Here is an 11639-nt window from a genome sequence, read left to right on the forward strand (position 1 = left end):
AGCATGTCTCAGGCTCTGCGCTATATGGCGGGCGTCACGGCCGAGCCGTTCGGGGCCAAACTTCGCTTTGATCTGTCGATCCTGCACGGGTTCAATGCGTCCGACTCTCAATATCTGAACGGCCTGGATCTGATCCGCAAATTCGGCGCGCCAGCCTATGAACTCTATGGCCGCAAGCGGATCGAGGTTCTTCGCGGTCCGGTCTCGAAGGATCCACAGCTCTCGCCCGCAGGAAGTCCCTTTGCGCTGACCAAGATCGGGAATGCCGACGACCTGCGTGAACTCCATGCGGGTTATCCTGATACGGATAACCGCGACCGCAAGATGCTCAACCAAGGGGTCGGGTGCAAACGCGACCCGGACAATGGCCGGCAGTTCCGGCAGGGCGTGTGTTACCAGGAATTTGACTGGGACTATGTCGCCGTTCCGTGGAACATTTGGTATACCAAAATTGAGAATCTGACGATCGAACAGACCGGGATCTATGGTCAGGACGAAATCGCATGGAACAGCTGGCGCGCGACGTTTGCCTTGCGCCATGACTGGTCCAGCCAGACGAGAGACGTCCTCACCAAATTCCTGAGGGTAGGCAACGCAAACGACGCCTACCAGCGGGATGAGGCGACCACCGGGCGTGTCGGCCTGTCGTATGCCTTCAATAGCGGCGTGGCGCCCTATATCAGCTATTCTGCCTCATCCGAGCCGGAAATCGGAACCGACTGGGTTGGTAGCATCTTCGGGCCGACCGCGAGCAAGCAGTGGGAAGCTGGCGAGGAGTGTCGGCCGCCCGCCTTCGATGCGCTGTTCACCGACGCGGTCTATTACACGAGGCCAAGCAACGTCGCTTGCACCATCGACGGTTTCCCCGAGCAGGTGGGCGAAGGTCATTCGAAAGGCGTCGAACTTGAAGCGACCGCGGAACTGTCCGAAGGTTGGGACATGCTCGCGGCCTGTGCCTACACGGATGCCTGCCAGAAGGGCGAGGCCGTGGAAGGCCTGCGCATGTCCTACAACGAGGTAAGTCTGTGGCCGAATGATGACTTCGGTAGCGGTTTCCGCGTGGGTGCTGGTCTGCGCTATATCGGTGAGCGTTACGGTGACCTGAACATTTTGTTCAAGGTTGATGCCGTGACCTTGGGTGATCTGGCGGCCCGCTATACGCGCGGCACGTTTGAGGCGTCGGTGAACCGCTTCGGCATCACCGAAGAGGAGTACATCGCAAGCTACGGCAGCTTCGGTTGCCACTACGCAGAGGTGCGCGAGGTTCAGGCGTGGTTGACCTACAAGTGGTGACAGGCCCCTTCCAGACGGGCCGGCGCGCCTTTCTTCGCTCCGTCGCCGCTTTCGCGGCGACGGGCTCGCTTTTCGCGCCGACCTTGGTGCGGGCGGGGCAGGGGCCGCGGCTTGCGGCGATCGACTGGGCCATGCTGGAAACTGCGGTCGCGCTCGGGCAAATGCCGGTCGCTGCCTGCGAGCTGATCGGCTACCGGGCGCAAGCGGTCACACCGGTCATCCCCCCGGATGTCGTCGACCTGGGCCTGCGCGGTGCGCCGAATTTCGAACTGCTCCAGCTGACCCGGCCCGATCTGATCCTCAGCTCTCCATTTTACGAACAGCATCGGCCTCGGCTGGAAGGCATCGCCCCGGTTCTGTCGCTGCCATTCTATGTTCCGGGCGAGCGTCCCTTGCAGAAGGCCTTCGCGGCCCTTGAAGCGTTGGCTGCCGCCACTGACCGGCCAGAAGCTGCATATCGGGCAGCCTCTGATGCCGAGGTGGGATTTGAGCGCGCTGCGGCGCGCCTTGCCGGAATGGCGGATCGCCCCGTCGGCTTGGTGGATATCGGTGACGCGCGGCACCTGCGAGCATTCGGTTTTGACAGCATGTTCGGGGATGTGCTTGTGCGCCTTGGACTTCAGAATGGCTGGGAAGGTCGAACAAGGTTCAGTTTCCGGGCGCCGATCCCACTCGAACGTCTGGTCGATCTGCCCGAGGCGCGGCTTGTCATCGTCGGGGATGTCGCGGTCGAGGCACGCCAGTCGCTCAGGCGCAGCGTCCTGTGGCGGGCACTGCCTCAGGTCCGGGGCGAGCGGGTGTATCAATTGCCAAGCGTCACCCCCTTCGGTGGCCTGCCGGCGGCGCTGCGCTTTGCCGAGTTGCTGGCCGAAGCGTTTGAGACGGGACCAAGCCAAGTATGAAACGCCCCATAATTCCGCTGAGCCTAGCCGCGCTGGCGGCACTGGCACTCTGGGGCCTTGTCGCGTTTCGGCTGATGCCCACTGGCTGGCCCGCCTGGCCCTTCGATCCGCAGGCAATGTCGCTTGACCAGATATTGCTGGCTTTCGGGCTGATGCCGCGCGGGGTCATCGCCTTGATCGCGGGTGCGGCGCTCGGCCTGTCCGGGGCGCTGCTTCAAGCGGTCCTGCGAAACCCCGTCGCCGATCCGACAACCTTGGGCATCTCGTCCGGGGCGCAGCTTTGCCTCGTGATCGCGACCATCTACGCACCCGGCCTGCTCGATCACGGCCGATGGCCCGCCGCATTGGTCGGGGCGGCGGGGGCCGCCGCTTTGGTCATGGCGATTGGCGCGCGGCGCGCGTTTGCTCCCGTGACGATGGTAATTGCGGGCATGCTGATCTCGCTGACCGCATCCTCCATCGCGACGGCGATCACGCTGTCGCGTGGGGAATATCTGCTGTCGCTGGTCATTTGGAACGGAGGCTCGCTCGTCCAGCAGGATTGGAGCGGGGTGCGCGCCCTTGCGATGGTCCTGGCTGTTGCCGGGGCAGGGGCTGCCTGCCTGGTTCGCCCTCTGCGCGTGCTGTCGCTGGGCGCGGCGGGGGCAAGCGGACTGGGCATGAACGTGGCGCTGGTGCGCTTTGCCGTCCTTGCGCTTGCGGTGCTGCTGGCTGGGGCGGTTTCGGCCGAACTGGGCCTGGTCGGATTTGTGGGCCTGGCTGCGCCCGCGCTGGCACGCAGCATGGGCGCGCGAAGCATGGGGCAGGTGCTGGCCCTGGCTCCGCTGGTCGGAGCGCTGATCCTGTCCGTCAGCGATGGGATTGTTCTGCTGGTGGCGGGCGCGACCGGTGAAATGTTCCCGACCGGTGCCCTGACCGGCCTGATCGGAGGGCCGCTGCTGATCTGGCTGCTTCCCCGGTTGCGCGGCTCGACCCCACCGGGAACCGAGACAGCCGAAGGGCCCGTGCCGCGGCTGTTCTGCCCCGCACCCCTGCTGTGGGGCCTTCTGTCCATGGCCGTTGTGCTTGCGCTTGTACTCGTCTGGATCGGGCGCTTGCCGCATGGCTGGGCGGTTCTCGATTGGGCAAGCTTCCGCGCCTTCTTGCCGCTGCGCCTGCCAAGGCTGGTTGCCGCCGCCGCCGCAGGGGCGCTTCTCGCCATGGCCGGAGCGATCCTGCAGCGATTGACCGCGAACCCGCTCGCCTCGCCCGAGGTGCTTGGCGTGTCGGGTGGCGCGGCAATCGGTTATGCGGCGACGCTGTTTTTATTCGCCATGCCGGGAACGGGCATTCGCACCCTTGGCACCATGATTGGTGGAGCGTTGGCGCTGGCCCTTGTCGGAACCTATGCGCGCCGCCGCGACATGCCGGCAGAGCGGGTACTGCTGGCCGGGATCTCGGTCTCGGCGATGGCGGCGGCCGTCCTGTCGGCGGTCATGGCCACCGGATCCGCCGAATCCTGGCAGGTGCTCGCCTGGCTCAGCGGTTCCTCCAGCACCGTCGGGCCGGGGCAGGCCGCGGTGCTGGGAATTCTGGCCGTGGGCCTGCTTGCGGCGGCGATGATGGCGCATCGATGGCTTGGCGCACTGCCGCTTGGTGCCGAAGTGGCGATCGGACTGGGGCTGCCGCTGCAACTGGCGCGGACCGCACTAATCGTGCTTGCGGGACTTGGCACCGGGGCGGCGACGGTGCTGGTTGGCCCGGTCAGCTTCGTCGGCCTGATGGCCCCGCACCTGGCGCGCCGGATCGGATTTGCCCGACCGCGCGATCACGTGACGGGGGCCGCCCTGATCGGCGCGATCCTGATGATCGCGGCTGATTTCGGCGCAAGGATGGCGGGCTTCCCCTATGAAATGCCCTTGGGCCTGTTCGCCTCGCTTCTGGGTGCACCCTGGCTCATTTGGTTGATGTTGAGGATCAGGCGATGACCGAACCGCTTTTCAGGATGTCCGGGCTTTGTGTGGATGTGCCCGGCCGCCGGTTGCTGGATGGACTGGACCTGACCATTCCCAAGGGTCAGGTCGTCGCGCTGATCGGCCATAACGGATCGGGAAAATCCACGCTGCTGAAGGTGATGGCACGGCAGATCCGTGCTTCGTCGGGGCAGGCGGCGTTTCTTGGGCGCGGCCTGCCAGAGTGGTCGGCGCGGGACTATGCGCGCGCGCTGGCCTTCATGCCCCAGACCACCCCCCCGGCCGAGGGGATGACCGTGCGCGAACTGGTCTCGCTCGGCCGCTATCCCTGGCACGGAGCGCTTGGGCGCTTCGGTCCGCAGGACCATGCAGCGGTCGATGCGGCGCTGGCGGAATGCGCGATCGAGCCGCTGGCCGACCGTCTGGTCGATACGCTGTCGGGCGGTGAACGCCAGCGCGCGTGGCTTGCCATGATGGTCGCGCAGCAGGCGGGCGCGCTTTTGCTGGACGAGCCGATCTCGGCGCTCGACATTGCCCATCAGGTCGAGGTTCTTTCGCTGGTGCGCCGGATGTGCCATGAGCAGGGCCGAAGCGCGATCGTGGTCCTGCATGAGGTGAACATGGCCGCCCGGTTCAGCGACCATGTGATTGCATTGAAGGGCGGTCGGTTGACCCTGCAGGGCACGCCGGACGACCTGATGACCGCCGAGGCGCTGGCCCGGATCTATGGCCTGCCGATGCAGGTTCTGCGACGCGAGGATGGCGGCCGGGTCGCCATTCCCGCATAAGGACGAACAAGGACTTAAGATGCTGCGCGATTTCTTCGCATATTATCGCCCCTGGATGGGGCTGTTCTGGCTGGATTTCGGCTGTGCCGTCCTGTCGGGGCTGTTGGAACTGGCCTTTCCACTGGCGGTCACCGCCTTCATCGATCACCTGCTGCCGCAGGGCAACTGGGGACTGACCGTCGTCGCGGCCATTGGCCTGATGGCGCTTTACCTGGTCAATACCGGGCTGATGTCCATCGTGATCTATTGGGGTCACATGCTGGGCATCAATATCGAGACCGAGATGCGGGCCCGCGCCTTTGACCACCTGACTCGCCTCAGCTGGCGCTGGTATGACCGCGCGCGCACCGGCAAGCTGGTGGCCCGTGTCACGCGTGACCTGGAAGAGATCGGCGAGGTTGCCCATCACGGTCCCGAAGACGCCTTCATCGCCCTGATGACCTTCATTGGCGCCTTCCTTCTGATGTTCAGCATCAATCCGCAGCTTGCGCTGATCGTGGCGCTGATCGTGCCGGCAATGCTGGTTCTTGTGATCTTCTACGGCGGCCGCATGACGCGCACCTGGCGCGCGATCTATGCCCGCGTTGGCGATTTCAACGTGCGTCTGGAAGAGGCGTTGGGTGGCGTCCGGGTCGTGCAGGCCTTTGGCAACGAGGCCCATGAATCCGATCTTTTCGCCACCGACAACCAAAGTTACCGCCAGACCAAGCTGCAGGCCTATCGCGTCATGGCGGTATCCTCGGCGCTGCAATACATGGGACTGCGCCTGGTGCAGGTCGTGGTCATGGTCATGGGGGCGGGCTATGTACTTTCGGGGCAGCTGACCACCGGCGGATTCGTCGGCTTCCTGCTGCTGGTCGGCGTATTCTATCGCCCACTCGAAAAGATCGCCGCCGTGATCGAAACCTATCCGCGCGGCCTGGCCGGGTTTCGTCGCTATCAGGAGTTGCTGGGGACCGAGCCCGAAATCCGGGACGCCCCGGATGCGATCGACGCCCCCGCCTTGCGAGGCGATATCCGGTTCGAGGATGTGGGCTTCGGCTATGATGCCGACCGGCCGATCCTGAAGGGCATCGATCTGACGATCTCGGCTGGCGAAACGGTGGCCTTTGTCGGCCCCTCGGGCGCCGGCAAGACGACGCTGCTGGCCTTGCTCCCGAGGTTTTATGAACCGACACAGGGCCGGATCACCGTGGACGGTGTCCCGCTTGACCAGATGAAGCTGAACAGCCTGCGCCGCCAGATCGGTCTCGTCAGCCAGGATGTCTTTCTGTTCGGTGGGACGCTGCGCGAAAACATCGCCTATGGCCGGCTTGGTGCTTCGGATGCTGAAATCATGCGTGCCGCCGAACAAGCCCAGCTTGGCCCGATGATTGCCGGTCTGACCGAAGGGCTGGATACCATCGTCGGCGAACGTGGCGTGATGCTGTCGGGCGGCCAGAAGCAGCGCGTCGCCATTGCGCGGGCCTTCCTGAAGAATCCGCCCATCCTGATCCTGGACGAGGCGACCTCGGCGCTGGACAGCCAGACCGAGCGCGAGATCCAGTCGGCTCTGGACGCGCTGGCCGTGGGTCGCACGACGCTGGTCATCGCGCATAGGCTGGGGACGATCCGCAATGCGGACCGGATCATCGTCATGCAGGAGGGGCGGATCGTCGAAAGCGGGCAGCACGGCCCGCTGATCGCGCAGGGTGGGGTTTACGCCCGGCTGTCGGGCTGACCCCAATAAGCGGCGGCGGTGAACTGCCGCTTGTTCAGGCCGCGCGCCGCAAGATGGCGGCGCGCCTCGCGGGCCAAGGTCGCGTGACCAGCGAACCAGACATGCAAGTCACCATCGGCGTCAATCCGGGCGTCGGCCAGCGCCTTCATCAGGTCTTCGGTCACGGTCACCCGCGGATCGTCGGCCACCGGGCCCAGATCATGACCGGCGGCGCGCACAAAGGCGCGCGCCTGGCCCTGCGCCAGGTCCAGCATGCGGGTGATCGCGGGCAGCGCGGTCTCATCCCCGAAAAGCCAAAGCTCCTCGGCTTCGGGGCACCAACCGCCGCCCGGTCCCATGATGCCGATGATGGTGCCGGGCTGGACACGCGCGGCCCAGTCGCAGGTCGGGCTGCCGACATGGCTGAAAATATCGAAGTCGATCCAGTCCTCGCGCTGTTCGGCAATGGTATAGACCGGGCGGTGCAGCGCATCCTGGCCCTCTGGCCAGCGCGTGCGGCCATTGGCGGCGATGCGCGGCCAGATGGCGCTGCGACCCTCGGGCGGCAGCAAAAGACGGAAATGCATGCTGCCCTGGCCGAAGCGCGCGGCCTCGGGGCCGGACAGGCGGACGCGGATGAAGCCGGGTGTGCGCTGGGTGACGCTGACCAGCTGCATCAGGGCCAGACCCGGAGCAAGCGCACCTTCGTCAACGCTGTCCCAAATGATCGACATGCCGTGGCTTTCGAACAGCTCGGTGGCGCTGTCCTGCAGGACACCGATCAGTCGCTGTTCGGGCGCGCTGAGTTCGATCCGCGCGATCCCGTCACCGGGGATCAGGGACATCTCGCTGCCCCAGACATGCATGGTCAGGCTTTCCGGCGTCTCGAACAGATCTATTTCCCATTCCGCCGCGCGCGCGCGAAGCAAGGCCGAGGCGACGCCGGAAGCCGAATTCAGGGTTCCGATGCTGCGGTGCGGGCGAATGGGAAACATGCCGTGCCTTCCACTTGTGTCGCCGGGACCATATACCCAAGAGAAAACATCGGCAATTCCCGTTTTGATCAATACGCAGACAAGCATGGGGGTTGGCAGCACCCGCTGTCAGGGTCCACAACTGGTTTGGCGAAGCAAGCGGGGAGTGGGGTTGCATGAAAGTCGGGATCATCGGCGTGGGCCTGATGGGGCACGGAATTGCAAGGAACGTGCTGCGCAAGGGTTTTCCGCTGTCGTTCCTGGATCATCCCGGCAACCGCCCCGTGGACGAAATCCTGTCACTCGGCGGGCATGCCTGCCACAGCCCGGCCGAGGTGGCGCGCGGGGCCGATGTCCTTATCCTGTGCGTCACCGGCTCGCCCCAGGTCGAAGCGGTGCTGACTGGGCCGGACGGAGTGCTGTCATCGCTGCGCCCCGGATCGACAGTGATCGACTGCTCGACCTCACTGCCGGAATCGACCCTTCGCATGGCGCGGGCGGTGGCTGAGGTCGGCGCCGATTTTCTGGATGCTCCGATGACCCGGACCGCGCGTCACGCGCATGATGGTCAGCTTAACCTGCTGATCGGAGGAGATGCAGCAACCCTTGATCGCGTCCGCCCCGTGCTGGCTGCCTTTACCGAACAGGTCTTTCATGTCGGCGGTCCTGGCGCGGGCCATCGGCTGAAGCTGCTGCACAACTATGTCTCGGTGGGTTCGCTGGCGCTTATCGCCGAGGCCGCGGCGGGTGCGATCGATGCTGGAATCGATCCTGTCGCCTTCGTCCAAGTTCTGGCGCAGGGCGGTGGCGCGGGGGTCGCGCTGGATCGGATGACCCCCTTCCTTCTGGACGGTGATGCGGACAACCTGCCATTCGCCATTGCGAACGGATTGAAGGACATCGCCTATTACCGCGAGATGTCCGATGCATCCGGCGCCGCCCACGTCATCGCAGACGGAATCCATGCCGCCATGTCGACGGCCGTCGATGCGGGGGAGGGAACGAAATATGTTCCTGAACTTGCCCGCATTTTCCGCAGAACGGATCCGCGTTAAACCGGTGCATCCGCAACCGGCGAAGTTTCGCCTTCCGCACCCTTTGCTACCGGGATGCCATTAGGGAACCGTGGCAGCATTGTCGGTGTTGGAGTAGAAAGCTGGGCAGCCATTGTCCCGCCGCAGGTCCGAAACCGGCTTCACAGGATGCATCCATGACCGAGGACATGATCGAGTCCGCCAAGCGAAGCATGCTGATCAACGTGCCCCTGTCCGATGACAGCGCGGAACCGGGGCTGACAATCTCTCCGGTATCGCTCGGCCTGCGCGAGGTCGATGAAACAGGGCTGACCTTCCGTCTGATCGACGAACAAGGCATGGCGGTCGATCTGATCCTGAACCCTGTGCTCGCCAAGGCGATGCAGGATTGCATCGCGCTGGCGCGCCACATCGAACCCGGGTTGAGCACGGGACTGTCCTGACCGTCACGCATTCTCTCTGGGTGTTTTTGCCCAGAAGCGGCCAAGGCGGTGGAAGGGCGTTCCGAGACCGGACGCCATTTCAGGGAACCAAAGGTGCAGTTCAGGCTTTGTGGAACGGGACGCGGATGATGCGAAGGGTTTCGCCATGCCTGCACTGTTCCTGTCGATTGCCATTGCCGCGCTGGCCGCGGTGCTCGCGCTATTGATCGGCGTGTCTCCCCTGCGGGCGCTTGGCGTCTATTCCCTGACCGGAGTCGTGACCCTGTTCCTGTGCGCGGTGTTGCGGGCGATGGTGTATACCCTTCGCCCGCGCAGACATCAGTCGTGATCAGACTGACGGATCTCGTTCACTTCGCGGCCAGCAGTTCGGCGACGTCGAGCAGGATGAACTCGTTATTCGCGGCCTTACCGATCTCGCGCCCGCCGGAATAGGGCAGGTTGTTGTCATTTGCGACAAGGATGTGGGTGTCATCGACGCGTGCCACATCCTCGATCGTGAAGAACGGAAAGGTGAAATTGCCCTCTGCCGGTTTCATGCCCGCCAGGGCCTTGCCATCGGGATCGGCGATGTCCAGCAGGTTGATATGGCCGATGCGTCGCAGATAGCCCTCGGGATCGACAGTCGCTGTATCGATCAGCACGATATTCTTGACACGCGCGGGTTGCGGATAGCAACCGCTCTGGTCGGTGGTCCCTTCGGCACAGGCATGCGCGGCATCCCCTTCGCCATTGTCCCGCTCGATCACCAATGCGCGGGTGTCGTCGATGAAGTTGAAATCACCGATCGCGGTCGCGCCATCGGACAAGCGGAAGCGATAGCTGTCGCCGGTCCAGTCAGCCTTGGCTGTGTCGAAGGTCATCACCCGCAGGAAGTCGCCCTCGGGCTGGCCATTCTCGGCCAGAAGCGGCTTTTCCAGCATCGCCCACAGCAGGTTGCTGCCGGGTTGCAGGCCCATACCCTCATATCCACCAGAGCGCTGGACCCGGAAATCCTTGCCCGGCTGGGCCGGCACCGCAGTGCCCGCCGTGTCCGGTCCGGTCAGGACCGCACCGTCCAGCACGGTCGGATGAACCGACAGCACGCGCCCGTCGGCCGCGACCCGCAGGATGTTCGGGCCGAACTCTTCGCCGATCCAAAGCTCTCCGTTCAGGAACTGGATGCTTTCGGGATCGAAATCAGCACCGGTCAGGTAACGCGTCTCGGTTGCCTCGTTCGCGATCCGGAATGGCACCTTGTGGTCAGGATCGCGCAGGAAGACGGTCTGCAGGCGCTCGACCTTGCCTGACGCGAAATCGGGTTGCATCCGGTGGAAATACAGCATGGCGTCGGGGCTGTTCAGCTTGGTCCCGAATCCGTTGTCTGTCAGCGTGAACCAGCTTCCGTCATCGGCCCGGTTCATCGCAAAGCCCGACATGCCCTGCACCGGCTGACCGGGAAAGGGCAGAGAGACGCCCGTCTTGTGCCCGCCATAGGCCTTGCCCACGTCCCCCTCGACGCTCATCAGGGCGTCATTGCGGGTCTTGCCGGTGAACTTTCCCGACATCCACAGGTCGCGCGGTGCGTCGGCGGGCGGCGTGACCAGGGTAAACGCCGGAAGCATTGCATGACCCGCCAGCTTCGCGGGAAAGACCTCTTCGGCAAAGGCAGGCGAGACCGCGGCACCGCAGGCCAGCAGGATCGGAACAAGGCGCATGAATATCTCCATCAAACGGAACGCGCCCCTGCTAGTCCGGCATGATGACAGCCAGACTGCGGCGGGATGGAGAATTCGTAAAGCCTGTGTCGGCGGACAGCACTTGTTCCACTCTGCCGCCGCCGCGAAGATGGCGTGGGCGCAACTGCGCCTAACTTACTGAAGGCGCCAGCAAAAAAATGCCGATCCGGCAAGGCTGCCGGATTCGTGCATTGCCGGTCCAAGGGGAAAGGCGCAATAGCCAATTGTCCAACTACTTTACCCGGATCGCCATGAAACTTCGGCTCCTTCTTACGTCCCTTCTTCTTTCCTCGCTTGCAGTTGGTGTGGCAAATGCCGATTCCGGCCCGCGCCGCCACTGGCAGGATCGCCAGCATGACGAGCACCGTCATGAGCGTTATGACCGCGACCACGGTCGTGACCGGCATGATCGCCGCGATCGGCACCGCCATGACGGCGATCACCACCGCGATCGCGATCATGACCGCCGTCACGGCTGGGTGAACGGTTGCCCGCCCGGATTGGCGAAGAAGGGTAACGGCTGCTATCCGCCGGGCCATGCCCGTCGCCACGATCGCCATCATCGCGATCACAGGGACCACCGCGACTACCGGGATTATCGCGCGCTTCGCGTCGGGGATCGCTATGCACCGGCCGACTATCGCCGCGTGCTGGCCGACCCGAACCGCTACGAACTCGAACGCCGTTCCAACTGGAACTATTATCAGGATGACAACCAGATCTATCGCGTGGACAACCACACGAACAAGGTTCTGGGCGTGATCAGCCTGATGCAGGCCCTGTCCGGTCGCTGAAAATCTGCCCGACTCGGATGATCCGGGCCGGGCTTTTGATTCGCC

The 11639-nt window shown here is 64.3% G+C and carries 13 protein-coding genes; 10 read left to right on the forward strand and 3 right to left on the reverse strand.

The features are described from left to right. Positions 1-3 precede the first annotated feature (3 nt). From ACO2Q4_RS08900 to ACO2Q4_RS08920, 5 genes are read left to right on the forward strand one after another with little or no spacing between them, the layout of a single operon-like run. The gene (locus ACO2Q4_RS08900; RefSeq protein ID WP_423318730.1) at positions 4-1293 is read left to right on the forward strand and encodes a TonB-dependent receptor domain-containing protein; all 1290 of its coding nucleotides are present in this window, start codon (positions 4-6) and stop codon (positions 1291-1293) included. Next, the gene (locus ACO2Q4_RS08905; RefSeq protein WP_423318989.1) at positions 1290-2195 is read left to right on the forward strand and encodes an iron-siderophore ABC transporter substrate-binding protein; all 906 of its coding nucleotides are present in this window, start codon (positions 1290-1292) and stop codon (positions 2193-2195) included. The genes ACO2Q4_RS08900 and ACO2Q4_RS08905 overlap by 4 nt, the downstream gene beginning before the upstream one ends. Further along, positions 2192-4162 carry a Fe(3+)-hydroxamate ABC transporter permease FhuB gene (gene fhuB, locus ACO2Q4_RS08910; protein WP_423318732.1) on the forward strand — a complete coding sequence of 657 codons (1971 nt, stop codon included), beginning with the start codon at positions 2192-2194 and terminating at the stop codon, positions 4160-4162. Before ACO2Q4_RS08905 ends, fhuB begins: the two co-directional genes overlap by 4 nt. After that, positions 4159-4935, forward strand: a complete 777-nt coding sequence (locus tag ACO2Q4_RS08915; protein WP_311759240.1) for an ABC transporter ATP-binding protein — start codon at positions 4159-4161, stop codon at positions 4933-4935. Before fhuB ends, ACO2Q4_RS08915 begins: the two co-directional genes overlap by 4 nt. A gap of 19 nt (positions 4936-4954) precedes the next feature. Continuing rightward, entirely contained in the window at positions 4955-6655 is a 1701-nt protein-coding gene (locus ACO2Q4_RS08920; protein WP_311759239.1) for an ABC transporter ATP-binding protein, read from the forward strand. On the opposite strand, the gene ACO2Q4_RS08925 is transcribed toward ACO2Q4_RS08920, so the two are convergent. Further along, the gene (locus tag ACO2Q4_RS08925; RefSeq protein WP_423318734.1) at positions 6634-7629 is read right to left on the reverse strand and encodes a siderophore-interacting protein; all 996 of its coding nucleotides are present in this window, start codon (positions 7627-7629) and stop codon (positions 6634-6636) included. The genes ACO2Q4_RS08920 and ACO2Q4_RS08925 overlap by 22 nt on opposite strands. Before the next feature lie 155 nt (positions 7630-7784). Here ACO2Q4_RS08925 and ACO2Q4_RS08930 point away from each other — a divergent pair, with 155 nt between their 5' ends. From ACO2Q4_RS08930 to ACO2Q4_RS08940, 3 genes are all read left to right on the forward strand, one after another. Further along, positions 7785-8663 (forward strand): NAD(P)-dependent oxidoreductase, encoded by an 879-nt coding sequence (locus tag ACO2Q4_RS08930; protein ID WP_423318736.1) that lies wholly within the window; start codon positions 7785-7787, stop codon positions 8661-8663. A 155-nt stretch (positions 8664-8818) separates the two neighbouring features. Beyond that, complete coding sequence (locus ACO2Q4_RS08935) at positions 8819-9085, forward strand: hypothetical protein (RefSeq protein WP_423318738.1); 267 nt, start codon at positions 8819-8821, stop codon at positions 9083-9085. A gap of 145 nt (positions 9086-9230) precedes the next feature. Further along, a complete protein-coding gene (locus ACO2Q4_RS08940; RefSeq protein ID WP_423318740.1) occupies positions 9231-9413 on the forward strand; it encodes a hypothetical protein in 183 nt (60 codons plus the stop codon). Between the two features lie 19 nt (positions 9414-9432). Here ACO2Q4_RS08940 and ACO2Q4_RS08945 read toward each other — a convergent pair whose 3' ends face one another. Further along, positions 9433-10779 (reverse strand): esterase-like activity of phytase family protein, encoded by a 1347-nt coding sequence (locus ACO2Q4_RS08945; RefSeq protein ID WP_423318742.1) that lies wholly within the window; start codon positions 10777-10779, stop codon positions 9433-9435. A gap of 11 nt (positions 10780-10790) precedes the next feature. Continuing rightward, positions 10791-11156 (reverse strand): hypothetical protein, encoded by a 366-nt coding sequence (locus tag ACO2Q4_RS08950; protein ID WP_423318744.1) that lies wholly within the window; start codon positions 11154-11156, stop codon positions 10791-10793. Between ACO2Q4_RS08950 and ACO2Q4_RS08955 the strand changes: the two genes are divergently transcribed. Then, the gene (locus tag ACO2Q4_RS08955; RefSeq protein ID WP_423318746.1) at positions 11155-11283 is read left to right on the forward strand and encodes a hypothetical protein; all 129 of its coding nucleotides are present in this window, start codon (positions 11155-11157) and stop codon (positions 11281-11283) included. The genes ACO2Q4_RS08950 and ACO2Q4_RS08955 overlap by 2 nt on opposite strands. Positions 11284-11300: 17 nt before the next feature. Further along, positions 11301-11594 (forward strand): excinuclease ABC subunit A, encoded by a 294-nt coding sequence (locus ACO2Q4_RS08960; RefSeq protein WP_395133075.1) that lies wholly within the window; start codon positions 11301-11303, stop codon positions 11592-11594. Positions 11595-11639: the final 45 nt, after the last annotated feature.

The sequence above is a fragment of the Paracoccus sp. KR1-242 genome, assembly GCF_049446195.1.
Taxonomy (GTDB): Bacteria; Pseudomonadota; Alphaproteobacteria; order Rhodobacterales; family Rhodobacteraceae; genus Paracoccus; species Paracoccus broussonetiae.